General features: G+C 69.5%; 22 protein-coding genes and 4 pseudogenes. 12 read left to right on the forward strand and 14 right to left on the reverse strand.

Features of this window, described 5'->3' with window-relative positions; genetic code table 11:
- Window positions 1-140: 140 nt before the first annotated feature.
- The 3 genes and pseudogenes from JF597_RS29345 to JF597_RS29355 all read right to left on the reverse strand — a co-directional run bounded on the left by JF597_RS29345 (window position 141) and on the right by JF597_RS29355 (window position 1578).
- Window positions 141-577, reverse strand: a pseudogene (locus JF597_RS29345) (DUF2267 domain-containing protein).
- A gap of 70 nt (window positions 578-647) precedes the next feature.
- Window positions 648-1043, reverse strand: coding sequence for a DUF2267 domain-containing protein (locus JF597_RS29350; RefSeq protein WP_294002297.1), 396 nt, complete (start codon window positions 1041-1043; stop codon window positions 648-650).
- A gap of 103 nt (window positions 1044-1146) precedes the next feature.
- Window positions 1147-1578, reverse strand: coding sequence for an Hsp20/alpha crystallin family protein (locus JF597_RS29355; RefSeq protein WP_294002298.1), 432 nt, complete (start codon window positions 1576-1578; stop codon window positions 1147-1149).
- A gap of 127 nt (window positions 1579-1705) precedes the next feature.
- Here JF597_RS29355 and JF597_RS29360 point away from each other — a divergent pair, with 127 nt between their 5' ends.
- Together JF597_RS29360 and htpG are read left to right on the forward strand one after the other, a co-directional pair.
- Window positions 1706-2356 carry a type III effector protein gene (locus tag JF597_RS29360; protein ID WP_294002299.1) on the forward strand — a complete coding sequence of 217 codons (651 nt, stop codon included), beginning with the start codon at window positions 1706-1708 and terminating at the stop codon, window positions 2354-2356.
- A gap of 129 nt (window positions 2357-2485) precedes the next feature.
- Window positions 2486-4405 carry a molecular chaperone HtpG gene (htpG, locus tag JF597_RS29365; RefSeq protein WP_294002300.1) on the forward strand — a complete coding sequence of 640 codons (1920 nt, stop codon included), beginning with the start codon at window positions 2486-2488 and terminating at the stop codon, window positions 4403-4405.
- A gap of 215 nt (window positions 4406-4620) precedes the next feature.
- Here htpG and JF597_RS29370 read toward each other — a convergent pair whose 3' ends face one another.
- Window positions 4621-5634 carry a DnaB-like helicase C-terminal domain-containing protein gene (locus tag JF597_RS29370; protein WP_294002301.1) on the reverse strand — a complete coding sequence of 338 codons (1014 nt, stop codon included), beginning with the start codon at window positions 5632-5634 and terminating at the stop codon, window positions 4621-4623.
- A 291-nt stretch (window positions 5635-5925) separates the two neighbouring features.
- Between JF597_RS29370 and JF597_RS29375 the strand changes: the two genes are divergently transcribed.
- Window positions 5926-6255 (forward strand): hypothetical protein, encoded by a 330-nt coding sequence (locus JF597_RS29375; protein ID WP_294002302.1) that lies wholly within the window; start codon window positions 5926-5928, stop codon window positions 6253-6255.
- A 66-nt stretch (window positions 6256-6321) separates the two neighbouring features.
- On the opposite strand, the gene JF597_RS29380 is transcribed toward JF597_RS29375, so the two are convergent.
- Window positions 6322-7566: a hypothetical protein gene (locus tag JF597_RS29380; protein WP_294002303.1), complete on the reverse strand. Its 1245-nt coding sequence runs from the start codon at window positions 7564-7566 to the stop codon at window positions 6322-6324.
- A 110-nt stretch (window positions 7567-7676) separates the two neighbouring features.
- Complete coding sequence (locus JF597_RS29385) at window positions 7677-7871, reverse strand: hypothetical protein (RefSeq protein WP_294002304.1); 195 nt, start codon at window positions 7869-7871, stop codon at window positions 7677-7679.
- A 111-nt stretch (window positions 7872-7982) separates the two neighbouring features.
- On the opposite strand from JF597_RS29385, the pseudogene JF597_RS29390 reads away from it, so the two are divergent.
- From JF597_RS29390 to JF597_RS29400, 3 genes and pseudogenes are all read left to right on the forward strand, one after another.
- Window positions 7983-8767 (forward strand): annotated as a pseudogene (locus tag JF597_RS29390) (GNAT family N-acetyltransferase).
- Between the two features lie 768 nt (window positions 8768-9535).
- Window positions 9536-10966 (forward strand): glycosyltransferase family 39 protein, encoded by a 1431-nt coding sequence (locus JF597_RS29395; protein WP_294002305.1) that lies wholly within the window; start codon window positions 9536-9538, stop codon window positions 10964-10966.
- 370 nt (window positions 10967-11336) lie between these two features.
- Window positions 11337-12431 carry a PQQ-binding-like beta-propeller repeat protein gene (locus JF597_RS29400; RefSeq protein ID WP_294002306.1) on the forward strand — a complete coding sequence of 365 codons (1095 nt, stop codon included), beginning with the start codon at window positions 11337-11339 and terminating at the stop codon, window positions 12429-12431.
- 70 nt (window positions 12432-12501) lie between these two features.
- Here the strand turns inward: JF597_RS29400 and JF597_RS29405 are convergent, their stop codons facing one another.
- From JF597_RS29405 to JF597_RS29420, 4 genes are all read right to left on the reverse strand, one after another.
- Window positions 12502-13209, reverse strand: coding sequence for an SDR family oxidoreductase (locus JF597_RS29405; protein ID WP_294002307.1), 708 nt, complete (start codon window positions 13207-13209; stop codon window positions 12502-12504).
- A 43-nt stretch (window positions 13210-13252) separates the two neighbouring features.
- Window positions 13253-13687 (reverse strand): GNAT family N-acetyltransferase, encoded by a 435-nt coding sequence (locus JF597_RS29410; RefSeq protein ID WP_294002308.1) that lies wholly within the window; start codon window positions 13685-13687, stop codon window positions 13253-13255.
- Window positions 13684-14100 carry an aminoacyl-tRNA deacylase gene (locus JF597_RS29415; protein ID WP_294002309.1) on the reverse strand — a complete coding sequence of 139 codons (417 nt, stop codon included), beginning with the start codon at window positions 14098-14100 and terminating at the stop codon, window positions 13684-13686. Before JF597_RS29415 ends, JF597_RS29410 begins: the two co-directional genes overlap by 4 nt.
- Window positions 14101-14511: 411 nt before the next feature.
- The gene (locus tag JF597_RS29420) at window positions 14512-14637 is read right to left on the reverse strand and encodes a hypothetical protein (protein WP_294002310.1); all 126 of its coding nucleotides are present in this window, start codon (window positions 14635-14637) and stop codon (window positions 14512-14514) included.
- Between the two features lie 160 nt (window positions 14638-14797).
- Here JF597_RS29420 and JF597_RS29425 point away from each other — a divergent pair, with 160 nt between their 5' ends.
- Window positions 14798-15202, forward strand: a complete 405-nt coding sequence (locus JF597_RS29425; RefSeq protein ID WP_294002311.1) for a MerR family transcriptional regulator — start codon at window positions 14798-14800, stop codon at window positions 15200-15202.
- A 97-nt stretch (window positions 15203-15299) separates the two neighbouring features.
- On the forward strand, window positions 15300-16223 hold the full coding sequence (locus JF597_RS29430) for an NADP-dependent oxidoreductase (protein ID WP_294002312.1): 924 nt from the start codon (window positions 15300-15302) through the stop codon (window positions 16221-16223).
- Between the two features lie 67 nt (window positions 16224-16290).
- Here the strand turns inward: JF597_RS29430 and JF597_RS29435 are convergent, their stop codons facing one another.
- Both JF597_RS29435 and JF597_RS29440 read right to left on the reverse strand, forming a co-directional pair.
- Window positions 16291-16434 carry a hypothetical protein gene (locus JF597_RS29435; RefSeq protein ID WP_294002313.1) on the reverse strand — a complete coding sequence of 48 codons (144 nt, stop codon included), beginning with the start codon at window positions 16432-16434 and terminating at the stop codon, window positions 16291-16293.
- 477 nt (window positions 16435-16911) lie between these two features.
- A pseudogene (locus tag JF597_RS29440) lies at window positions 16912-17680 on the reverse strand (ISAzo13 family transposase); the annotation flags it as partial.
- Window positions 17681-17969: 289 nt separating this feature from the next.
- On the opposite strand from JF597_RS29440, the gene JF597_RS29445 reads away from it, so the two are divergent.
- Window positions 17970-18740, forward strand: a complete 771-nt coding sequence (locus JF597_RS29445; protein WP_294002314.1) for a DeoR/GlpR family DNA-binding transcription regulator — start codon at window positions 17970-17972, stop codon at window positions 18738-18740.
- Here JF597_RS29445 and JF597_RS29450 read toward each other — a convergent pair.
- Entirely contained in the window at window positions 18737-19549 is an 813-nt protein-coding gene (locus JF597_RS29450; RefSeq protein WP_294002315.1) for an IS5 family transposase, read from the reverse strand. The genes JF597_RS29445 and JF597_RS29450 overlap by 4 nt on opposite strands.
- 458 nt (window positions 19550-20007) lie before the next feature.
- Between JF597_RS29450 and JF597_RS29455 the strand changes: the two genes are divergently transcribed.
- Window positions 20008-22599: a carboxypeptidase regulatory-like domain-containing protein gene (locus JF597_RS29455; protein WP_294002316.1), complete on the forward strand. Its 2592-nt coding sequence runs from the start codon at window positions 20008-20010 to the stop codon at window positions 22597-22599.
- Between the two features lie 7 nt (window positions 22600-22606).
- Here the strand turns inward: JF597_RS29455 and JF597_RS29460 are convergent, their stop codons facing one another.
- Window positions 22607-23743, reverse strand: coding sequence for a helix-turn-helix transcriptional regulator (locus JF597_RS29460; RefSeq protein WP_294002317.1), 1137 nt, complete (start codon window positions 23741-23743; stop codon window positions 22607-22609).
- A gap of 630 nt (window positions 23744-24373) precedes the next feature.
- On the opposite strand from JF597_RS29460, the pseudogene JF597_RS29465 reads away from it, so the two are divergent.
- Window positions 24374-24909: pseudogene (locus JF597_RS29465) on the forward strand (IS5 family transposase); the annotation flags it as partial.
- Entirely contained in the window at window positions 24873-25223 is a 351-nt protein-coding gene (locus JF597_RS29470) for a hypothetical protein (protein WP_294002333.1), read from the forward strand. The pseudogene JF597_RS29465 and the gene JF597_RS29470, both read left to right, overlap by 37 nt.
- Window positions 25224-25399 lie beyond the last annotated feature (176 nt).

Raw genomic sequence — 25399 nt, forward strand, 5'->3', positions numbered from 1 at the left:
GTCGGCCCCCCGATGCGCTGCCGCGCGCCAGTACGCCGATGCGGGCGACGGCGGTCACCTCGCGCGCCCCAGGGGCGATGGAGCGGACAGCGGGCGCGGCGGTCGTCGCGTCCGCCCCGAGCACGCCCGCACGTCGTCGGCTACGCGGCTCGGGTGAGTTCGGCGCGGCCGAACAGCAGCGCGTAGCCGGAGGGGAGCCGGCGCAGGATGCGGGTGATGAGGTCGGGGCCGGCGTAGGCGGCGACGGCGGAGAAGACGGATCCGGTATCCCAGCGGGTGGTGGCCAGGGAGGCGCCGGTGCGGGCGGCGAGGTCCTTGACGAAGGCCCAGCCGCCAAGCGGCTGGGTGTCAGGGATCTGGGCGGTGAGGATGCGTGCGGCCTCAACGGGCAGGCGGGCGGCCAGGTCGACGCGTTCGTCGCCGGTCAGCTGGCGCCCGAGTCCTGAAAGGACGAGGTGGACGGCTTCCTCGGCCTTCTCCCGGGTGGGGCAGGCGCCTTCGTAGCGGACTTCTCCAGCATGTGCTCGTACGCCCTCCCGTAGGGATGCTGGATCGGTGCACTGTGGTCGGACATCACTGCGGTGGTTTTTTCTGTCACCAGGTCGTGGTGGCCGGTGTGTGGTCACCTGGTCACCGGCGGTGGGTGGTCAGGTGGGCTGAGGGCGGCCGAAGAGGAGGTCGTAGCCGACAGGGAGCTGGAACAGGATCTGCCCCATCAGGTCCTTGCCTGCCGTGTCGGCGACGGTGGACAGCACGGCGCTGACGTCCCAGTTCGCGGTCTGCTCGGTGGCGCCCTCGATCCAGGCGGCCGTCGCGCGGACGAACCGCTCAGGGGGCAGCGGTTCGGCGCTCTGCAGCGGGTTGAGCAGGATCAGGGCGAAGCCCTCCGGCAGGCGGGCCGCGAGCTGGGCGCGGACGTCGCCGACCAGGTGTGCGCCGAGCAGGGCGAGCACCACGCGGGCCGCGCGTTCGGCTTCCTCGGGAGTGTCGTACTCGCCGCGTTCCTTCACGTGGTCGAGGAACGCTTCGCGTCGCAGAGTCATCGGGCCGCAATCCCTCTCCTTGCACGGACTGCGCATGAGGGTGCGGAGGGCGGGATGGAGGGGGGAGATCAGGTGCCCGTCCTCCGCACCGGCCCGGCCGGTGTCAGCCGGAGATCTCCTTGTGGCCGGAGCCGACGCCGATGGCGATCTTGCGGGGCTTGGCGCGCTCGGCGATCGGGATGCGCAGGGTGAGCACGCCCGCGTCGTAGTCGGCCTGGATGTGCTCGGTGTCCAGGGTGTCGGCGAGCACGATCTGGCGGGAGAAGACGCCGAGCGGCCGTTCCGACAGGTCCATCTGCACGTCGTCGGCCTTGGCCACCGGCCGGCGCTCGGCCTTGACGGTGAGCATGTTCCGTTCCACGTCGATGTCGATCGCGTCCGGGTCGACACCGGGGATGTCGAAGGCCACCACGTACTGGTCGCCCTCGCGGTAGGCGTCCATCGGCACCGGGGACGGCCGCGACCAGGTGCCCGGGCCCATCAGCTGCTGCGCCAGCCGGTCCAGCTCACGGAAGGGGTCGGTGCGCATCAACATCGTGAAACACCTCCAGCAGGTTCGGGCAGTTGCTGGCAATGCGCTGCACTGACACCGTTGTAACATGTCATCCAATGGATGACAAACATGATGTCGTCGACGCGATGACCATCCGAGGGAGGTGCCCGTGACCGCGGCCGACCAGCCGTCCACGCCCCGTACGAACGCCCACAGCCCGGCGTCCTTCCTTGCCGCCGCGGCGGCTCTTGCCGCCATAGACGACGCGCTGCGCGATGCCCAACACGAGACCCCTGACGCCGCCGGCCCCGGCCCCGAACAGGCGCTGGACTCCCTGATGCTGCTGCGGCAGGTGCGCGAGCAGCTCGCCGACTGGGAGACCGGCCTGATCGAGACCGCCCGCGACGCGGGCGCCAGCTGGGCCGACCTCGCCGGCCCCCTCGGCGTCGCCAGCCGCCAGGCCGCCGAACGCCGCTACCTGCGCGGCCGCCCCGGCGCCGTCGGCACCACCGGCGAACAGCGCGTGACGGCCACCCGCCAGGCCAGAGCCGCCGAACGCGCCACCGCCACCTGGGCCCGTCGCCACGCAGCCGACCTGCGCCGCATCGCCGGCCAGATCACCGCGCTCGCCCACCTCGCGCCCGAAGCGCGCCCAGCCCAGGCCGCCCTGCATGCCGCTCTCGGCGCCGCCGACGCCGCCGAGCTCATTGGGCCCCTGACCGGCATGCGTCCCTACCTCGATGCCCGCCACACCGGCCTCGTCGATTCCCTGGACGCCCTCGACGACCGGCGCACGGCGACAGCCGCTGACGATGACTGACTCCCGGCACACGGAGTCGCATCATGCGGGTGCGGTCCGGCCCGCCCCGAACCACGCCGACGACGGGCAACGCTCTGTCGCAGCCCGAGTCCAACTCCGTTCATGACGTTCCCACAGAAAGAGACCCCCATGAGCAGCAGCGTCGAGACGCTGGAATTCCAGACCGAGACCCGCCAGTTGCTCCGACTGGTGATTCACTCGATCTACTCGAACAAGGACATCTTCCTGCGCGAGCTGATCTCGAACGCCTCCGACGCCCTGGACAAGCTGCGACTGGAATCGCTGACCGACTCCAGCCTCACCGAGACCGACACCACCGACCTGCACATCTCGCTGGAGGTCGACAAGGACGCCCGCACACTGACCGTCCGTGACAACGGGATCGGGATGACCCGGGACGATCTCGTCGAGCTGATCGGCACGATCGCCAAGTCCGGCACCGCCGGCCTGCTGGAGAAGATCAAGGAGTCCAAGGACGCCGCCACCGCAGAGAGCCTGATCGGGCAGTTCGGCGTCGGCTTCTACTCGGCGTTCATGGTCGCCGACAAGGTCACCCTGCGCACCCGGCGGGCCGGCACCGACTCCGGCACCCAGTGGGAGTCCGACGGCGAGGGCACCTACGATCTCCAGAGCGTCGACGACCTGCCCGTGGGCACCTCGGTCACCCTGCACCTCAAGCCCGCCGACAGCGAGGACGGGCTCGCCGACTACCTGTCCGAATCCAAGATCCGCCAGATCGTCAAGCGGTACTCGGACTTCATCCGCTGGCCGATCCGGATGGCCACCGAGCGCGCCGGCGCCGAGGGCGAGACCACCCGCGGCATCGACACGCTCAACTCGATGAAGGCGCTGTGGGCCCGGCCGCGCAGCGAGGTGACCGAGGACGAGTACAACGAGTTCTACCAGCAGATCAGCCACGACTGGCTGCCCCCGGCCGAGACGATCCACATGCGAGCCGAAGGCACCTTCGAGTACGAGGCACTGCTGTTCATCCCCTCGCAGGCACCCTTCGACCTGTTCTCCCGCGAGACCAAGCCCGGCGTGCAGCTGTACGTCAAGCGGGTGTTCATCATGGACGACTGCGAAGCGCTCATGCCCAACTACCTGCGCTTCGTCAAGGGTGTGGTGGACGCCCACGACCTGTCGCTGAACGTCTCCCGCGAGATCCTCCAGCACGACCGACAGATCCGCGGCGTACGCCGGCGCCTGGTCAAGAAGGTCCTCGGCGCCATCAAGGACATGCAGTCCAAGGACGCCGAGCGCTACGCGAAGGTGTGGGCGCAGTTCGGCCGGGCGCTGAAAGAAGGCCTGGTCGAGGACACGGACAACACCGAGACCCTGCTGGAGCTGGTGTCGGCCGCCTCCACGCACGACCCGGAGAAGACCACCACGCTGCGCGAGTACGTCGAGCGCATGAAGGACGGCCAGGACACCATCTACTACCTGACCGGCGAGAGTCGCGCGATGGTGGAGAACTCCCCGCACATGGAAGCCTTCGCCGCCAAGGGGTACGAGGTTCTGATCCTCACCGACCCCGTCGACGAGGTGTGGGTGGACCGGATCCCGGCCTTCGACGGTCGCCGTCTGCAGTCCATCGCCAAGGGCCAGGTCGATCTCGACGAGTCCGCCGACGGCGACCAGGAAACCGACGCCGAGAAGGCCCGGCGTGAACAGGACTTCGCCTCCCTGCTGCCGTGGCTGACCACCACCCTGTCCGAGCAGGTCAAGCAGGTCCGCCTGTCGTCACGCCTGACGACCTCGGCGGCCTGCATCGTCGGCGACGCCCACGACGTGACGCCGACCCTGGAGAAGATGTACCGGGCGATGGGCCAGCAGATACCCCCGGTCAAGCGGATTCTGGAACTCAACCCCGCACACCCGCTGATCACCGCCCTGCGCACAGCACACGACGCGGGCGCCGACGATCCCGCACTGGCGGAGATCGCCGAGCTGATCTACGGCAGCGCGCTGCTCGCCGAAGGGGGTGACCTGCCCGACCCGGCCCGCTTCACGCGGCTGCTCACCGACCGCCTGACCCGCACTCTGTAACCACGGGGCGGCCCGGCGCTTCGGCGGTGCCGGGCCGCACCCACCCCGACCTCGCCACCCTGGCACCGTCGCGCGCGGATCACGCCGGCGATCAAGGAGCGGGCGGTGCCCACCAACTTTCTGAGTGGACCAGGGCGGGTTGGCCAGGTCTCGGCCGGTGCAACGCCCGCGGCCTCGCGCAGCCGGCGACGTGGTGCTGGGCCTGCGCGGCCGCCTCATGATGCACGGTGATCAGTGGTAACGCGGGGGGAGTTGGCTGGGGTTGGGCATGTCCGCATTCCCTTGCTGCTGTGGGTGTGCGGGCCGTTCCGCATGCTGTTACCGGAGTTCGACGGCGTACGAGGTGCCGGGGAACTCCCATCCGTCGGTGCCTTCGCCGATGACGGCGACGATGACGTCGTCGATGAAGAGGCCCTCGAACTCGTCGTAGGCGAGCACACGCGCCGTTCAACGACGGCCGGGTCCGTCCCGCTGCTGTCGGGGACGTCGACGAACCGGGCGTGCAGAAGGTATACCGACCCGAGGACTCCGAAGTCCCGCTCGAAGATCGTGACGTGGACCCGGAAGGGGTCCGCCGTCGGGGCGAGCATCAGGAGGACGTCGGCGTCCAGGAGACTCAGGAGCGCGGGGTCGCTACTGTCCACCACCGCCAGGACAGGGACATGCAGAGAGCGGGCCAGCGTAGCCAGGACCTGGGAGGCAGCCGAAAGACGGTCGCCGGACAGCGTCAGCCGGGCACCGTGGGCAGCCTGGAGCCGGTCCACGACCACGAGGGCCAGGTCCTCCGTGTACGGGACTGTCTCCACGATCGCCTCGGCCGTCAGGTCACTGCCGTCGTCGATCGACAGCGGCACCTGCCCCAACTGCTGAGCGAACTCCTGCTCGGAGGCAGTGAGTCGGCCCTGCCTCAGCCGCGGGTAGTCGCCGTTCGTCTCGGCCGACAAGATCCGCCGGAAGATGTCGTCCCGGTCCGGCCCCGACCCCGCATACAGGACTCGGCGGCCGTCCCCCAGCGCGGTCTTTCGCGCGGCGGCCAGTCCCAGAAGGCTGCCGCCGACACTGGGCGGGGCCGCCACCAGCGTCAGCCGGCCCGCCTGGAGACGGCCCACCGCGCTGTCCAGGGCGGGCAGCCCGAAGGCGGGGCCGGCCGCCGGGGCGGAGGTGAGGGCGGGGCTGATGGCGTCGCCGAGCGTGGCGAGCCGGCGTGGCGAGCCGGCGTGGCGTGCCAACGGGATCCCAAGTGCTCACTGCGTCTCCTGTGTCCGCCGCGCCCGCGGCCGCAGGCGGATCGGATGGGGGCAGGGGGCCGGCCGGCAGCACGGCGACCGGCGTGGTGTTCCGCAGGAGCACCTGTGGCTGGCCCAGGGCCTCCCGGACGACGAGGTCGCCGAACTCCTTCTGAGCCGTGCTGAGAACGTAGGACGGAAGACCTTCCGTCTGCCGGGCCGCCGGCAGCCGGTCGACCGGCGCCAACTCCACCGTCACCAGGGCGCCAGCATGAGCTTCTGGACCAGGGTGATATGCCCGTCCTCCTCCACGCGCTTCACGAGTGCGTAGAGCTGACTGCGGGCAGCCGTCGCGTTCAGGGGCGCTCGGTCGTCTTCGAACGCGCGGAGTCCCTCGGCTCCTTCGCCCGCTTCTACTGCAGCCTCCCGGAGCACCTGCGCGAACTGACCCTGCTGATGGCCGCCCGCAACTGGGACGCCCAGTACTCCTGGAACGCCCGAAACCTTCGCGTACAGCGGGCGGTCGGGTACGGCGAGGGGCCACGCGGACCGCGGGCCGCCCGGCCTACCGCCGGATCGCGGGAATCGGGTTCTTCGCGAGCCGCCGAGGAGGGGTCCGCATGACCGGCGGCATCAATGGCGTCCTCGGATGATGTAGCCGAAGGCCGGCCGCGTTCGGTGAGCACGTCGTCACAACCTCTGGACGATCTCCGGGAGCAACGCGATGACTGCGGGCACCAGCAGGTACCCGGTGATCGCGGTGATGGCCTTGCGCGTCCCGACGGGCAGCACCGACACGGACCACACCTGGGCTATCGCCACGTCACGGTCGTTCGGAGACATGTCAGTCGTGGACAGCGAAGCGACGTATTCCTTCTTGACGTCCAGGGCCGAGTGGTAGCCGATCGAGGAGGGGTAGATGATGACGAGGGCGTCCACCACCATCACCACCACCACTGCGAAGAGCGTCCACGGTGCGGCGGGCAGCCATATCACGAACAGGACCAGCAGCCCGGACAGATGAGCGAGGGCGGAACCGTAGGTCCACAGCATGAACTGCCTGAGGGTGCGGAGTCCTTGGAACCCGTCACTGTCGTAGGCCATGTTCGGTGTCACGCCGAAGCCGAGTTCAGAGGACCGTTTCAGGTAGATGGTGAAGACGACACCCATCGCCAGCTGCTTCGCCAGGAAGTAGAAGGCGTACGCGCCCGCCACACACAGCGCCATCGCCAGCTCGGGGTGGGTGTGCCGGTTGGCCCACCAGCCGTCGTACACCTCGGACCGCCAGACCGCGTCCGGGAGCGTCGTCGAGTTCCAGCCCTCCAGGAGACCGTGGTCGTTGACGAAGGTGTACAGCAGGGCGGTACCGGCCGCCACGGTAGCCATGATGGTCACCGAAACGTCCCTGCGACCGAGCGCCGCGAACGCCCTGTTGGTTCTGGCGGTCAGCCGATTGAGCTGTTCGATCCGGCGTTCTGAAAGCTGAGAGGCACCACCGTTGCGCTCATTCATCGGTACGAAGTCGGAGATCGCCCGCACCTGCTGGCAGTAGAACATCGGCGTGACGAAGACGACGGCCAAGATGATCAGGCCGGCGGGATCTTGAAGCAGCGACAGGCTGACCGCGCTCGGCTCGGCGTCTGCGGAGAAGAGGTAGTTGAGGGCCGGCCGTGCGCCGTCGACTGTCGACGACACCAGCACTCCCCCGGCGTCGGCCAGACCCAGCAGCGCCACCGAGGAAGACAGGCTGATCAAAAGGAACCTGGTCTTGGGAGTCCAAGGCGTGTAGCACAGGCGGACCAGCAGGCGCGCCGCACGCCGCACGGGACGCGGCAGCCAGCGAAGCACGCGCATCGCACTGCGGATCCCGAAAGGCTCCCACGCGCGGAAGATCGTGCCGGTCAACTGCGGCTGCAGGACATCGAGTTGCGCCATGCGCTCCCCCCGATCGCAATATCGCATCGCACCCTTTATATCCGGCGTGACCAGCCTTAACCCAACCCTCAGCCAGGGGCCACCGCCCTCCACAGCGCCGCTCGGTACCTCTACGGCTGCCTCAACATGTCTTGGGCGTACGGTTCGCGGCGGCGGCGCTTGTGGCGTTCGGTCCGCTGCAGGTGCATGACGACGACGCCGGTACGGAACCGGCGCGGCAGGGTCAGCGGATCACGGCAGGCCCGGCACTCCAGCGGGTGCAGCACGTTGTCCTGCGGTCGCAGGAAGTTCTCCGGCGCGGCCACGCCCTCGCGGGTGTTGCAGCTGCCGCAAAGCGGTCCTTCTCCGAACTACGGGTTCCTCCGGGTTCGTTTTTCGGATGCGGTGTGCCGCTGCTCCGTGGTGGGACGCGCCGCATGAGCGACTCGCTGCGTGCTCGTATCGAGCAGTACTACGCCACCGTCCCCCTGCTGTTCGCAGATGCCGAAGAGTTCGGCCCGCTGCGGCTGTTCGTACGAAAGGAACCGGGAACCCCGTACTACGGCGGCCCGAGCCATGCTCAGCCCACCGCAGAGAGTGCCGGGAGCGTCACCACAGCAGCTTGCCGAGGCAGCCCCGGCTCTACGCGCCCGTATCGAGGACGTGGGGCTGCCGGTGGCAGAACGTCCGCTCATGGCCCTCGCCCCCCCTCCCTATCCCTCCGCAACTACTGCCGGATGGCGTCACGATCCGAGTGCTGACGGCTGACGCCCCAGCACTCCCTGCAGTTCTTGCTCTGCCTCGACTGGCTTTCGCCGCGGAGGCCACTGCTGTGGGCGCCGCAGGCCGTGCGGAACTGTCAGCAGCGGCTGAGGAAGTGACCGCGGACGGCACAGTCGAGAGCACCCGCCCGACTGTCCGCGCCGGGCACAAGACACTCATTGCTGCTCTTGCCTCGGACGGCACCCCTCTCGCCGTCGGCCACTACCATCCGGCCAACGGCACCACCGAGATCGGTGGCGTGGGCACCCTCCCCACCGCTCGCCGCCAGGGTCTGGCCGCAGCTGTCACGGCGGCCCTGGCCGCCCACGCCCGCGACCACGGAGTGCAGACAGTCTTTCTCGCCTATGCGGAGGAGAGTGTCGCTCGCATCTACCGCCGCCTGGGCTTCCGCCCTGCCGATGTCACGCTGCTGATCGCCAACCAACCCGCACGGTCGTAGAAGGCGGCGCGGTCGACTGCGGCCTCGCTGGCGAGGGTCTTGATGTTGCACTTTCCGCCGGGCCGGATCTCGCCTCGGAGGAGCCGGTCCATGGCGGCCCGGATGCGGTTCTCGTTCTCGGTCCGCTGGGCTGCGGAAATCCTCGTGCGGACTCCTCCTGCTTGGTGGCGCCGGCGGCGTCGATCTCGGCGACGCGGAGGGCCCGGTCGTAGTCGGCCTGGAGCCGGGTATGTTCGGTCTTGCGTGTGGTGCCGAGCTGGCCGAGGAAGGTCTCGGTGCGTTCGGCGTGTTCGGCCCAGACGGGGCGGTGACAGGGGCGATGGGTGGCCTGGGGCAGCGGGCTGAGTCACACATCCCGACCGGCGGGCGGTCTGCCGTCGGGGCACCGGTCAGCAGGTCTGCACCCTGGACATCGTGGCCCGTCGGCAACCGCTGCACGCCGCGGGTCTTCTGCTACCGCTGCTGGAGGCGGCGGACGACACCGGCGCCCCGGGGCTCCATCGCGACCTGGACGGACCCTTCACCGCGTGACGCGCGGACGCGGATCCGGCACACCGACGACCACACCGCCTCCGCCGTGACGGTCACGAACACCCCGCCTACCCAACCTCGCTGCCCCTCCCCGGTACCCGTCGCTTCATCGACGACGGCGACACGCGAGGCGACATGCCCGCCGGCCGAGCCGCACCGAGCAACAACTGACGTAGCGTCATACCACTTACGGCATACGGCTTCCGTACTTGTGTGGTGCGCGGCTACGGTCGCGCCGTGACGGACACCGGCCCGCAGCGTCATGCGTTCGCCCGGCTCCCGGTCGGGGTGGTGGCGTTCGCGGTGATGGCGGTGCTGCTGATGACCGCCTCGCGATACGGCTATCACCGGGACGAGTTGTACTTCCGGGTGCTGGGCCGCCATCCCGCGTGGGGGTACGTCGACCAGCCGCCCGCCACTCCGCTGCTCACCCGCGCGTCGATCGCCCTGTTCGGGGACACCGTACGAGGGCTCCGGGTCCCGGCGATCCTGGCGGCGGGCGCGGTGGCGTACCTGTGCGCTCTGGTCGCCCGGGAGACCGGCGGCGGTCCCGGGGCCCAGATGCTGGCGGCCGCGGCCTCCTCGGGGACGCTCGTACTGACCTTCGGTCACCTGTTCGTGACCACATCGCTGGACATGGTCGTGTGGCTGGCCGTTGCGTTGTTCGCCCTCAGGGCTCTGCTGCGTGACCGGCCGAGGTGTTGGCTCGCCGTCGGCGCGGTGGTCGGCGTGGGTCTGTACAACAAGCTGCTGGTTCTGCTGCTCCTGGCCGCGCTGGCCGCCGGCCTGCTCGCGGTCGGACCGCGCCGGGTGCTGTTCTCGCGGTGGCCGTGGGCGGGGATGGGGCTGGCCGTGCTGATCGGCGCACCGAACCTCGTCTACCAGGTCACCCACCACTTCCCGGTGCTGACCATGGCCGGCGCACTCCGCACGGACAAGGGCGCCCTGGGCGGCGTGCTGAACATCCCGTTTTTCTTCCTGACGGTCGGCCTGCCCCTGTCGTACATCGCCGTGGCGGGCCTGTTCCGGGTGCTGCGCGATCCGGTGCTGCGACCCGTGCGCGCCTTCGGTGCCGGATACCTTCTGCTGCTGGTGCTGCTCTGCGCCGTCGCCGCACAGCCCTACTACGCCATGGGCCTGGTGCTGACCCTGCATGCCGTGGGTTCCGTGCCGGTGGCGCGGGCGCTGGCCGAGCGGCGGCACAGCCGGGTTCTGTTCGCGCTGCTCCTCGGCCTCAACCTGGCGACCTCGGTGGCGTTCGCCCTGCCGGTGCTCTCTCTCCACAGCCAGCAGAGCTTGCGTCTCGCCGACGCCAACCAGGGCCTCGGGGACGAGATCGGCTGGCCGCGCTACGTCTCCCAGATCGCCGCCGTCTACCGCCCGGGCACGATCATCATCACCGGCAACTACGGCGAGTACGGCGCCCTCGACCGTTACGGCGCCGCCTACGGCATTCCCTCACAGGCGCTCTACAGCGGCCAGAACGGCCTGCGTAACCTGGGCACCCCCCCGAATCCGCCCGTACCGCCGTCGTCGTCGGCTACGACGACCGGGCATGGCTGTCCGCCCAGTTCGCCGACTGCCGTATCGAGGGCCGGCTGGACAGCGGCTATCGCATCGACGGCGAGGAACAGCAACGCTCCGTCTACCTCTGCCACGCCCCGGTGAAGCCGTGGCACACGCTGTGGCACCGCTTCCTCCACTACGACTGACCGGACCGGCACCGCTTTCAGGTCGCTCCGGCGGACCTGCGTGCACGGCGGTCGCGCCACCGGGTGACCACCCACAGCGCGTTGACTCCGCCCAGGGTGACCGGCACCGCAACCGAGTCGGCGGTGAGATCGCATGACGGATGCGGCGGCTGCCGTGATCGCGCACTGCGGTTCAAGTACCGTCTCCGCACCCGCCGTTCGGGGCGGCCTCTCCGAAAGCAACCTGCTCATCTGCGGTGCGTGCGGCTGGGAGGACGCGTGCGCCTTGTCAGCGCGTGACGAGGGAAGACCTCTACTGGCCAAAAACGTCGGACACAAGGCGTGCAATGACGAACAGAAAGCGTCTCCGGCGCAGAAACTGGCGCCCGGAGCAAGGGATACGGCTCCACGTGCCGGGACCGTCGGCGGGCACAGCGGGGTCTGGCATCACAGGAACCGGAACCGTGCGCTGGCGGGTGCGCGTCGGAAGCGTCTACTCGGCGCCGTGCGTCGCCGAGGCGACCGTCCATGTCGCCGGCAACGGGCTGTGGGCCATTGACGCGACTGACGGCACCGTTCGGTGGACCCGGCCCGACGCAGGGTTCATGAGCGCGCCCCCCGTGGTCGACGATACCGTCTACGCGGGCCAGGACCGGTTCTTCGCCCTCGACGCCGCCGACGGCCACACCCGCTGGCGCCGCCGGATGGACCGGTGGTCCCATACGCCGCCCGCGGTAGGCGGCGGCCTGGTCCACTTCGTCAACGGCAGCCGGTACCTCCGTACCCTCGACGCGGCAACCGGGCGTCGCCGCTGGCGGAGGAAGTACCGTCGCATCGGCTGGAACCGCTCCGCCCCCGTGCTCGCCGACGGCGCCCTCTACGCGGTCGACGAGCGGGGCACGGTCCGGGCCTTCGACCCGGCCACCGGCAGGATCCGCTGGCAGCAGTCCACCTTCGCCATCGAGTCCCGTACCCCACTCGTGCACGACGGCAGCCTCTATCTGGCAGACGGACTCGGCCATGACGTGTTCGCCCCCGACGCCGCCACCGGCGAGCACCGATGGCAGGCATGGCCCGACGTCCAGAGCGTCAGCAGCATCGCGACCACGCCCGCGATCCACGGCAACACTCTGTACGTCGGCTCCCAGGATCACCGCCTCTACGCACTCGACGCGACCACCGGCAAAACCCGATGGCACGTCGTCACAGGCGGCTGCGTCGACTCCTGCCCGGCGGTGGCGGACGAAACGGTGTACTTCGGCAGCGACGACGGTCATCTGTGGGCAGTGAGAGCGGAGAACGGCCGGGTCCGCTGGAAGGTACAGACCGGTGGACGGGTGGAGAGTCCTGTCGTCGCGGACGGCGCGGTCTACGCCGGCACCCGGGACGGATACCTGTACGCCATAGATGCGGTGCCGGCCCCAGGAGCGGTGTCGTCATAGAGCAGGCAGCTCGTGCAGAGAAGTCCTCTCAGAGGGTCCGCGGCATGGGACACGCCGTTGCGAGGCAGTGTTACGGGCGCCGGGCGGAAGCTGTTGTACCGGGAGTGAGTCCCAGGGCTGCCTTGGCCTGTCGGGTGCGTTCGTCGGCGAGGACTTCCGTCCGGCCAGCCTCGACGGCGGCGAAAGTCTGCTCGGCGATCGCTTCGGGGGTGTTCTTGGGGCCAGTGACGTGGGCGGCCATGTCCGTGTCGATGTAGCCGCAGTGGACGCCGACGACGAGGACGCCGGTGTTGTGGAGTTCGCTGCGGATTCCGTTGGTCAGGGCCCAGGCGGCGGCCTTGGAAGCGCTGTAGGAGCCCATCGCGGGGTTGGTGAACCAGCTCGCGATGGACAGCACGTTGACGATGGCGCCAGGCGAGTTGCCTATGAGCAGCGGGGCGAAGGCACGGCACATGGCGAGCGTGCCGAAGTAGTTGACCTCCATCTCCGCGCGGGCGGCGTCCGCGGCGGGCGCGGCCAGCAGGGGACTGTCGGTAAGGACACCGGCGTTGTTCACCAGCAAGGTCACGTCGGAGCACGTCTCGGCTGCCGCGGCCACCTGGGCGGGGTCGGTGATGTCGAGGCGGACCGGGATCACGCCGGCCTCGAGGATCGACCGCGGGTCGCGGGCCCCGCCGTAGACGCGCTGCGCACCGCCGCGCAGGAGCAGCCGGGCCATTACCTGCCCGAGCCCCCGGTTCGCGCCGGTCACCAGCGCCGTCGCCCCTTGGATCTGCATGGTTTTCCCGTCTCGTCAGGCCGACTGGTCGACAGATTCCCGATCATGCAGTGGACCACTTGAGATGAACAGCGGTCTCGTGGAACCCCAGAGCGCGATAGAAGTCGGCCGCTCTGCGGGTCGGCACAGTCACCTCGACGTCCTTCGCCTCCCGGGCCTTTGCCTGTACGGCCCGGATCAGCGCGGAACCCGTACCGCGGCCCCGCATGGGCTCGTCCACGGTGAGTTCGAGCAGTTCGAGGATCGTTCCGCCGGCGAACAGGGTGGGCATGCGCACCGCGAGCAGGTACCCGACCACGCACGAGTCCTGCTGGGCGACCAGGAACTCGACGCTGCCGTCCGAGGCGGCGTCGATGATCCGGGGGAACGTGGCTTCGTCGAAGACCTCTCGGTCGGGCCCGTAGCTCGTCACGAACCCGCTCAGCAGACGGTAGATGTCACCGGCGTCCGAGGGCGTGGCGTCGCGGATAGTCGTCATGCCGGCTCATCCGCCGGGAGGTCGGCGATCGACGCCAAAGCGGCCCCCGGGACGGCTGCCATGAGCTCCGCCGCCTCGATCTCGATGCTGCTGTCGCGTCGGCCGCTGCCGCAGTGCACCCGTCCCAGGCTGCTGACCGTCCCGTCGAACACCACCACCGCGGTCCGGTCCGCGGACACCGGACACACCCCGCCCGGCTGCATCCCCGCCCGAGCCAGCCGCCCGGCACCGGCGGGAGACAAATCGCCTCGGCGGATCCCGGCTGCGCGGGCCAGGGCGCCGTACCGCAGCCGGGCATGGCCGGGCAACGCCGCCAGCAGGAGACGGTCCTCGGGAGTGACGAATGCCAAAGTCTTGACGGTTCGCTCCAGCGGAACGCCCAACGCGACACAGACCTCCAGAGGGCTGGTCACGTCAGGGTGCTCGTGGAGCCGGAAGGACACACCGAGCGAAGCGAGGATGTCCGGTGGACCAACGGGCGCGAGACTATTCACCTCGCCGAGATTACCGTGCTCGGTAAGGGAGTTGATCGCGGCTGGCGGAGCAGAAGTCGGGCACGCCGCTCCACCGGGACCTACCCGCGGTTCAAACCGCAACCAAGTGAGGGAGACGAACAGAGGCGGCCATTCAGGGTTCTGACAGCGATCTCATGAAAGCCGAGGTCAGGGCCGTGCCAGGATGCGAGCTCGCAAGAGCGCGAAGGACGCGCGACCGTACATGCTTCTCTTGCGGAGCTTGACTCTGCAGACATGTAGCGACACGAACCCTGACATGTCGTCCGAGCGTTTCACGATCTGCAGCGTGAGCTGCAGTTTCTCCTTCGCCTAAGCGACGAGCCGACCGCGGTAGCCGCTGTCGGCCCACACCAGCGTGATCGCGGCGAACAGCTCGTGCAGGCGGGGCAGCATCATCTGGGCGGCCTGGCGGTCGGTGACGTTCCCGGCCGTCACCAGCTGTCGGCGTACTGAGGAAAGTGCTCAGGCGCGTACAGACGAACGTGTTCAGTCGTGGGACCGGGACGACAACCCTGCGCCCATGGCGGTGTCCGCGAGCGTTCATGACCCGCCGGAGGGGGCTGAACCCGGAGCGCGCGGGCGTAGGCTCCCAGGGATGCGGATCGGCGAACTGTCCAAGCGCACGGGCGTCAGTGCGCGCTCACTGCGGTACTACGAAGAGCAGGGCCTGCTGACCAGCTCGCGCTCCGGCGCGGGGCAGCGTCACTATTCCGATGCCGCGGTCCAGCGCGTGTCGCTCATCCGGCAGCTGTTCGACGCGGGTATGTCCAGCCGGGTGATCGCGACTGTGCTGCCGTGTGTGGACGTCCCGGGTGACCTGGGCGTCGCCGAGGAGACGTTCACGGCGATGATGCGCGAGCGCGACCGGATCGATGCCGACATCGCGCACTTGATCGAGACCCGGGATGCACTCGACGTGTTGATCGAGGCCAACAGCCGGCACCGGGCGGAGCTGTCCACGCCCCCGGGAACCGGTGGCGCAGCCGGCCTGACGCCGTGACCTGCACCACAGCCGCTTGCCCCTGACGTCGGTGTCAGAGGTGAGGATGGCGACAGCGCCCGGAATCACCGGGCCGGTCATACGGGAGGCTTCGAAGATGGGGCAGGCGTGGGGTTTCGACAGGCATGGCGGGCCCGAGGTGCAGGAGTTCTTCGATCGCCCCGACCTCGTCCCCGGTCGCGGCGAGGTGCTGATCCGGGTCACCGTGGCCGGCGTGAACCCCCTCGACCACCTTGTGCGTTCGGGCCTGGTCCCCGGGCTCGACGGCGGGCGTCCGTTTCCCCGCGTGCTGGGCATGGAGGCAGCGGGAACCGTTCTCGCCCAGGGCGAGGACGTCGACGGGCTCGAGGTGGGTGACAGGGTCTTCGGCTTCGCACTCACGGGTGGCGGCACCTACGCCGAGACGACGGTGCTGTCCGCGCCGAACACCGCGCGCATCCCGGCGGGTCTGTCCGCGACCATAGCGGCAACGCTGCCGGTGGCCGGGACGACCGCGGTGGATGCGCTCGACCAGCTCGGCCTCCCGGCCGGTGCCACGGTCCTGGTCAACGGGGTCGGGGGCGGGGTGGGCCTCGCCGTCGCCCGGCTGGCCGTGGGGCGCGAGTTGCGTGTGGTCGGTACCGGGAGTACCGCCAAACGCGAGCACGCCGAAGCCATCGGGGTGCGGTTCATCGACTACGCGGCCGGGGACGTCGCCGCCGCGGCACGCGCGCTGGTTCCCGACGGCTTCGACGGGATCGTCGACCTGGTCGGAGGCGCCTCGCTGCGGACGGTCGCTCCGCTGGCCCGGAATCCCCGCAACGTCATTGCCGTGGGTGATATGTCCGTGCCCGATCTCGGTGGGCGTTTCGTCGAGCGCCGCCTCGACCGCGAGAACCTGGAGCGGTCCGCCCGGCTGGCCCTCGACGGACTCCTCGCACCCGTCATCACCGCGATCCACCCGCTCTCCGACGCCCCGGCCGCCCTCGCCACTGTCGAGAACGGTCACACCTCCGGCAAGGTCGTCATCAAGGTGGCATGAGAAGTGCCCGGCCGCCCGACGCCGTCGGCCGTCCCTTGCGGACTGACGCAAGCCCGTGGTCAGCGCATCACCAACTGTCCACGTGCACCTGTACAGGGTTGAGCACGGTCAGGCGTACGCCGACACCAGCACCATCAGCAGCAGGCCCAGACCGTGCGGACGCCCACTTGTCGTGCGCGGCGACGATCGTGTGGTTGAGCTCGACAGCCATTGATCGGCCTCCTTCCCCCAGGTTGCCGGAACCACTGGTCACGCTGACAACCATCCGAAGCGAGGCCATCCGCCTCTAGTCCTGTCCTGCTCCGACCTGCGGCCGAGACCGAGAGCCGGGGGAACGAGCGCGTCGAGCCGTGCTGGCCGGTGGTGATCGTTTCGAGTTGAGGACGGCCGGGAGCTCCCAGTGCTTACCGCTCAGAGGCCCCTCGGGGAGGCCCCGGACCTGGAGATCTGTTCGAGGGTCGGCTTCTGTGCACCGCAGGGTGCTGAGCCACTGAGCGACGACGGCGTCGATGAAGGTGTCGGTGATTGGGCCGCGGTCGAGCAGGAGCCGGGCGAGCACGGGTCCGTAGAGCAGGGTGTACTCGTCGGCGTCAACCTGGATGCCGGAGGGCTCCAGGACCCGGTTCAGGGCCGCGCGGCGGTCCTCGCCGATGCGGACGAGCGCCTGGGTGCTGTCGGGGTGGTGGTATTCGACGGCGAACGCGGCGGTGTCGTGATCGGTGCCCACGTTGACCCAGCCGGTGTTCGCGACGACGTCGTAGATGCCGTAGGGCACCGCCCTGCCCAGCACGCGGTCGTGGAAGTCGTGGGTGTCGACCCGCACCGGCTCGCCTCTCGGCTCCCATTCACGGCCGTTGTTCTTGAACGGGCCGACCAGCTCCTTCTTCTTCGTGTCCACACTGATCACCGGAGCCCCGCTGTCCTGGTGGTCGCGGGCCTGCTCGTTGAGGTAGTGGAACTGCGCGTCCCGGTCGGGGTGCTGCTTGCCTTCCAGCGTCTTGGCATTGCTCTGCAGGCTGAAGCCCTCCTCGCGCAGGAGGTCGCCCACCGTGTCCGCGGAGATCTTGTGGCCCCGGCGGGTCAGCTGCTCGGCGCGCTTGCGGGGGGGATTTGGTGGTCCAGCGCAGCGGCGACACGGGATCTCCGCGGACGTCGGGCTCGACCAGAGTGAGGAGTGCCTCCCGAACGGCTGGGTTCAGGTCGACGACGCGTTTGCGGCCACCTCCGGGCCGACGGATGCCTCCCAACGGCGCCTCCCCGGAGTCGAGTTCCCGCATTCCGACAGACACAGTGGCTTCACGGACACCGGCGGCACGGGCGACCGCTCTGATCCCGCCGTGGCCGAGGGACTGGGCTTCCGCTCCTATCAACAGGCGACGCTGGCGCTCGTCGAGATGCGGCAGAATCGCCCTGAACTTGGCTTCCAGCACGGCACGTTGCCCTTTCAACCCGCTCATGCCAGACCAACGAACCACCGAGCGGAAAGCTACGAGTTAAAGATCTGCACGCCCTTACAACGGCTGACACAATGCAACGGACGGCCAGCAGAGCCGCTTGCCCTGCGCGACAGTGAGCAGTCTCGCCAAGGTGTGGCGCCCTGGGCCGACTCCATGGGGTCTGAACCGATCGGCCGGTGGGCTGGGCAAGCAGCACAGCGTCAGCGCCGTCTGGTTCTGCATGTCTGCTCGTCAACTGCGCCTGGAAGCAGGCAGACTGTCTTAGCCAGCACGTGTAGTGTCCCGTTGCGTGCTGGCTGAACAACGACACCAACTCATCCTGCGGTCCCTGCGTTCCGGCGGCACTGCCTCCGTGACCGACCTCGCCGAGCAGCTTGACGCCAGCGCGGCAACTATCCGCCGGGACCTCCTCAAGCTGGAGGCGGACGGGCTGATCACCCGCGTCCACGGCGGAGCAGTGATCGAGGATGATCAACCGCCCTTCAACGAGGCCGCCGAAGTTCAGGTGTCAGAGAAGGACGCCATTGCCGCCAGAGCAGCCGCACTGGTCGAGGACGGCCAGTCGGTCATTCTCGACAGCGGCACAACGGTCCACCGGCTGGCACTTCAACTGCGCGGCCGCCGGATCACCGTGATCACCAACAACCTTGCGGTGTATGAGGAACTCATCGCTGACGAGAACGTCGACCTGATGCTGCTGGGCGGCATGGTCATCCGTGAGTCACGGATGTTGGATGGCTTCATGGCCGAGGACAACCTCCGCCAGGTCCACGCCGACTGGCTCTTCATGGGCGCTTGCGGCCTCCGGCCTGGGGGCCAAGTCATGGACACCACAGTGGCTGAGGTGCCCGCCCGCCGCGCCATGATCGCCGCTAGCGACAAGGTGGTCCTCTTGGCTGACAAGACCAAGTTTCCCGGAACCGGCATGGTGAAGATCTGCGGTCCCGAGGACCTGGACGTGATCATCACCAATGCGTCCGAAGACGACGCGACCTGTGTGGCCCTGCGGGAAGCCGGTGTAAGGGTCGTGCCGACAGCTTCGGCCACTGTCGACGGCTAACAAAGCACGTTGCGTTGCCGGTAGGCGATGAGGCAGCAGGCGAGTCTGAGGAACGCCTCGTGGACGTCAGGCCGTGGCTCCCAGCGGATCCGCAGGCGCCGGAAGCCGTGCAGCCACGCAAAACTTCGCTCGATCACCCAGCGATGGACGCCAAGTCCCGTTCCGTGCCGGGTCCCGCGGCGTGTGATCGCGGGCAAGATGCCACGATCGCGTACCTGATCGCGGTAGACGTCGTGATCGTAGCCGCGGTCGGCGAACAGAGAGTCCGGTTTCCGGCGGGGACGGCCGACCCTGCCGCGGACCGGCGGGATCGCGTCGAGCAGTGGCAGCAGCTGCGTGACGTCGTTACGGTTGCCGCCTGTCAGTAGAACCGCCAGCGGAGTGCCGTGCCCGTCGGTGATCAAGTGGTGCTTGGAGCCGGCCCGCCCCCGATCGACCGGCGAAGGGCCCGTGTGTAGCCCCCTTTTTAGGGCTCTGACGTGGGAGGAGTCGACCACGCAACGGGACCAGTCCAGCCGCAGGGCTGCGTTGAGCTCGGCCAGCAGGACTTCGTGGAGCCGCTGCCGCACGCCGGCATCGTTCCAGTCGCGCAGCCGCCGCCAGCACGTCATGCCCGAGCCGAACCCCAGTTCCTGCGGCAGGTACTCCCACTGGATCCCTGTGTGCAGCACATAGAGGATGCCACACAGCACATCCCGGTCCGGCAAAGGCTTGCGACCTGGGTACCGGAAGCGCCGCTTACGCTGCGGCAGCAGCGGTTCAAGGCGGTCCCACAGCTCATCCGGCACAATCCACGGTGACGCCCCCACACACCACCGAACGCTCAACTACTCCCACGGACGCGGCCAGCAGGGTCGTTCTGCCTCATAGTGTTAGTCGTTGTCAGGAGACCGTATTTAGGCACGGCCATCATGGCCGAGTCACCTCGTTGTGCAGCTGTTGCAAGAGGAAAAGGGTGCGGAGCCTGCAGTAATCAGGCGGAGATCTCGGCGGGCCCGCCCATTGTGAGCACTAACTCACCCGTGCTGCACGGGACTTGCAATGCCACTTCGTGATTCTGCACAAGTGAGAACCCTCAGCGGATGTCGGCAGTCTCCGGGAAATGAACGTGTAACCAAGGGCCTATTGACATCCCGTCATGCGTGACCGGCTAATTGTCGGGACGTCTTCCTGCACGCAGGTTTCCCCTGTTCCCGGCCCGATTCCGAGGGCCCGTCACGATGGGTACGAAGTGAAGCAATCCGCGTTCCGAAGAGAGCGAATATCCGTGGCCACGCGGCTCCGTTCGGGTGTGACCGCCCTGGGGCTCGCCGCCCTTGCTCTGCTCTGCATCGAGGCGCCCGCGCATGCCGTGCCGGCCACGCCCTCAGGTGCCGCCGCCCCTCCGGCCCGCCTCGACACCTCTCCGGACACCGAAACCGCAGCGGCCACCGACCTGACTCCCGTGTGCGGCACGCCCGCCAAGGGACACGCGACGTGCTTCGCCATGCGCTCCACGAGTGAGTCCCCGTTGCTCCGGCTGGCCGCGGCTCAGACGCCGCCCGGGCTCGGACCGCAGGACCTGCAGAGCGCCTACAGCCTCCCGGCCGACGGCGGCGCGGGGCAGACCATCGCCATCGTGGACGCCTACGACAACCCCGACGCCGAAGCGGACCTGGCGGTCTACCGCGCCCAGTACGGGCTGCCGCCGTGCACCACGGCCAACGGCTGCTTCAGCAAGGTGGACCAGCGCGGCGGCACCGAATACCCGCTGTCCAACGACGGCTGGGCCGGTGAGATCGCCCTCGACCTCGACATGGTCTCCGCGGTCGCCCCGCAGGCGCACATCCTGCTCGTGGAGACCGACAACGACGGACTCGACCGGCTCGCGGCCGGGGTCGACAAGGCGGTCGAGCTGGGCGCGAGGTACGTGTCCAACTCCTACGGCCGCTCCGGCGACTACGCCTCCGACGTCCCGACGTACGGCGCCTCCTACGACCATCCCGGCGTCGCAGTCGTCGCGGCGAGCGGGGACAACGGCTACGGCGTCGCCTTCCCGGCCACCCTTCCCACCGTGACGGCGGTCGGCGGCACCAATCTGGTCGCCGACCCGGACACTGCCCGCGGGTGGGACGAGACCGTGTGGAAGCGCGGCTCCTACGGGCCCGGCTCGGGCTGCGCGTCGTACCAGTCCAAGCCCTCTTTCCAGCAGGACACCGGATGCCAGGGACGCAGTGTCGCGGACGTCTCCGCGGTAGCTGACAACGTTGCCGTCTATTCGACGTTCGGCAGCCACGGCACCGGCTGGCAGACCTACGGCGGCACCAGTGCGGCCACCCCGGTGATCGCCGGCGTCTACGCGCTGGCCGGCTCACCGCGCCCGGGCACCTACCCCAACGCGTATCCGTACACGGCCGGCGGGACCGGACTGAACGACATCACCTCCGGATCCAACGGCACCTGCGCTGCCGCCTACCTGTGCACCGCGGCCACCGGCTACGACGGCCCCACCGGCCTGGGCACCCCGGCCGGGCTGGCGGCCTTCCGCAGCGGCCCGAGCGGGACCCTGACCGGCAAGGTGACGGACACCAGGACCGGCAAACCCGTCGCCTCCGCCACCGTGGCCTCCGGCCTCGACGTGGCCACCACGAGCGCCGACGGCACGTACACCCTGAACCTGCCCGCAGGTGAGGTCGACGGGCTCACCGTCACGGCCTTCGGCTACGCGTCCACTGCACCGGCCTCCCTGGAGATCGCGGACGGCGAGACCGTGACGCGCGACTTCGGCCTCAAGGCCCTGCCCCGCACCCATGTGCGCGGCACGGTCCGGGACGGCTCGGGGCACGGCTGGCCGCTGTACGCCCGGATCGCCGTCGAGGGTTCGCCGGAGGCGCCGGTGTGGACCGACCCGGTCACCGGTCGGTACGACATCTCCCTTCCGGAGCAAGCCGGTTACACCCTGGACGTCACCGCGGCCCTGCCCGGTTACGAGTCGGTCACCCGCGAGGTGACGGTGGGCAGGAAGGCCGTGACCGCCGACAGCACCCTGGCCGCCGACCCGGACGCGGCCACCGCCGTCGGCTACGCCCTCCACACCACCGAGCACTCCGAGGGATTCGACACACCCACCGCGGCACCACAGGGCTGGACGGTGGCGAGCGCGGCGGACAGCGACAACGGCTGGCAGTTCGACGACCCCACCCAGCGCGGCAACGCCACCGGCGGCAGCGGCTCCTTCGCGACCGTCGAGAGCGACAACGCGCCCTTCGGACCGCACCAGGACACCTCGCTGGTCAGCCCCGCCTACGACCTGTCGACGGCGCAGTCGGCCAGTCTCACCTTCAAGACGCACTACATCACCAACCTCAGCCAGCAGCACATGACCGTGGACGCCAGCACCGACGACGGCGCCACCTGGCAGAACGTGTGGGCCGGCCCCAAGGCGAACGGTGAGGCCGACCACCTCACGGTGAGCGTCCCGCTGCGGCAGTTCGCCGGGCAGTCGTCGGTGCGGCTGCGCTTCCACTTCGTCGCGAACTGGGCCTACTTCTGGGAGGTCGACGACGTGAGCGTGCAGAGCCGGACGCTGGAGCCGGTGCCGGGCGGGCTGACGGTGGGAACCGTCCAGGACGCCCGCACCGGTACCGCGATCATCGGCGCGAAGGTCGCCGACACCTCGGCGCCGGACAGCGCCGTACTCACTGTGGCCACGCCGGAGGACCCGGCCGTGGGCGACGGTCTCTACACCCTGTTCTCGCGCGCCCCCGGCGTACACACCCTCCAAGCCACTGCGGACGGCCACCGGCCCCTCAGTCGCCGGACCGTGGTGCACCGGGACCGGGTCACCCACAGGGACTTCGCGTTGAAGCCCACCACGTAGGTCTCGATCACGGGGCCGTATCCACGGGTACGGCACCGTGCGCGGTGATGCCGGGCCGCGTAACCGCCCCCGCGGCAGACTGTCCGAAGCCTTCTGCCGAGACACCCGGCAGGCTCTCCCCCAGCCACCCCCGTTCGGCCGCCAGCAGGGCGATCTGGAAGCGGGTGCGGGCGCCGAGCCGTGTGCCCGCGTCGCTGACATGTTTCTGAACGGTGCGGCGGCTCACCTTGAGTACGCGGGCGATCGTGTCGTCCTTCATCCCCGCGGCCATCAGCTGCAGGATCTCCCGGGTGCGCGGGTCGGGTGTCCCCGTCGCCCCGGTGTCCGGCAGCGGCGTGCCGTGGTGGCCGCCGGCCGGCGACGGCGCATCGGTCCGGCTGGAGAGGGACATTGGTTCGGCATCTCGCCACACGCTCTCGAACAGGTCCGCCAGCGCCTCGACGAGCGCGGGCGAGTGAACCACCAGTGAGCCGGCGGACGGTCGGTCCCCCCGCACCGGCAGCAGGGCCGCGGTCCGGTCGAACACCACGAGTTTCACCGGCAGTCGTGGCGCCAGCCGAAGTTCCCCGCCCCGCCCGGTGCCGCGCACGGCCGTGGCCAGGGACACCTCGTCGGAGAACCCTTCGGTCTCGTACACGGAACGCATCCGCACCCCGTCCGCCACCCCTGATGCCTCCGCGGCCACCCCGAAACTGGTGACGTAGGGCGGTTTCGCCAGGTGCAGCACTTCGGTCGCACATCCCTTGAGCAGCTGGGCGTAGCGCGCCGATACCTCGTCCTCGCGCTCCAACAGCTCCACCAGGTGGGCCGAGCGCGGTCCGGACACCGTCTCGTACATCTCGTGCAAACGCTCCACGAGCCCTTCGGTGCGCGCCAGTTCGGCCCGCCGACGGGCCAGCAGGGCGCTCAGGGAGGTGCGTGGAGGGCCGGCCGCCCAGCGTGGCGCGGCAGCGTCGGTGCGCAGGGCGAGCGAGGCGTCCGCGAGGTCGCGCAGAGCCCGCGCCGCCTTCGCCGTGGACACTCCGACGGCTGCCGCGACTTCGTCCGCGTCAGCCGAGGGCACAGTCACCAGGTGCTCCAGAACGCGACCGGTCAGCGGGTCCAGACCGGCTCCGGACCATGGGCTGTCCGCGGGTGCGTCCATGGGGTTTGCCACTCCTGTGTGCTGCAAGACCGGGCGAACCCGAGCCCGACCGACGGGGTACCGGCTTGATGCTACGTCGATCCCGGCGGGCCCGGCGGCCGAGGTACCGGCAGGGCGAGAGTTGCCACACCCACTACTTGTCCCGTGTTGTGTGCGTGCTGCCCGGCAGCGGCTGCCGCCAGTCCGCGCAGCTGCCGGACCAGCACCTCAAGGCGTCTTGGAATACATCGGGACTCGGCAGCAGGTGAGGCCGCCCCGGGTGCGCCGCGCACGGTGGCTTGCGACCGATCTCCTCGCCGTTCAGGAGGGCCTGCATCGCCTTGGGGCACGTGACCTCTGTGGTGCAGCGGCACCGTCATGTATGCCTTCCTCCCGGAGACCTCGTGGACGGGACTCGGACAACATGAATGACGAAGCCGGAACGGGTTCCGACGCCGATCCCCCATTTTTTCTGTTGTCCGGACCTCGGAGATCACCGCCTGCCGTCACGACAAGCCCACCGCCCCACTCCGGGCGGCCGGGCTCGGCGCCATCGCTTGCCGGCTCGTGGGTCTGGTCGTGGGGAATCGTCAGTCGCGGCCGTGGATCGTCTCGGATGAACTGTCGTCGCTGATCGAGCCATTGCTGCCGGTGCCGGGTCCGAAGCTGGTCGAGGGCAGACCTCGGGTGCCGGATCGGCAGGTGTCGTGCGGGGTCCTGTTCGTGCTGCACACCGGCATCCAGTGGGAGTACCTGCCGCAGGAGCTGGGCTTCGGCTCGGGCATGACCTGCTGGCGGCGGTTGGCTGCGGGGAACGAGGCCGGCGTGTGGGACAGCCGCATCTGGTGCTGTTGAAGAAACTCCGGTCGGCGGAGAAGCTGGACTTGTCCCAGGCGGTGATCGACTCCTCCCACGTGCGGGCGGCCCGAAGGGGCCCAAAAGCGGACCCGGCCCCGTCGACCGCGCACGGCCGGGCAGCAAGCACCCCATCCTCACCGACGCTCAGGGCATCCCGCTCGCAGTGTCGCTGACCGGCGGAAACCGCAACGACGTCACCCAACTCCTGCCCCTGCTCGACAAGCCGGGACCGTGGGCGGCCTCGACACCGGCCCGACGCACTCCTTGCTGACCGCGGCTACGACCACGACAAATGCCGGCGCCGGCTGTGGGCCCGGAGCATCCGCCCGGTCAGGCTCTTCCGCGTGGCCGCAACGCCGCCGTGGACCACCGCCGCCGCGACCGCTCCGTACCGGTCGGGGTCACCGCCGCGGACTTCGCGGGCACCGCGCTCGCGCCCGTCCGCGACCATGCCGGGGCCGTCGAGGACCGCACCGTCCTGGTCGGCGCCCTGCGCGCGCTCGCCCCCGCGCACCGCGAAGCGATGGTCCGCTTCCACGTCATGGGCCGGGCGGGCAAGCGCGTCGCGGCACAGCCGGGAGTTCCGCGCGGGACGGTCAAGTCCCGTACCCGTCACGGCGTCCGTGCGCGGCGGGCGGAGTAGACGCGCCTCGCCATCCGCGGCGCGGGGCGGCCTGAGCGCCCGCCGGCACGGCAGAATGCCGCGCTGACACCTAAAGGGGGCCACGGCCGCATCCCGTGGCGCCGTTGCGACATGTCGCAGGTGTGACACCGGAGGCCAGTGACATGCCCACCGCCACAGCAGATTCTGTCGGACAG

It is taken from the genome of Streptomyces sp. (assembly GCF_019510245.1).
Taxonomy (GTDB): domain Bacteria; phylum Actinomycetota; class Actinomycetes; order Streptomycetales; family Streptomycetaceae; genus Streptomyces.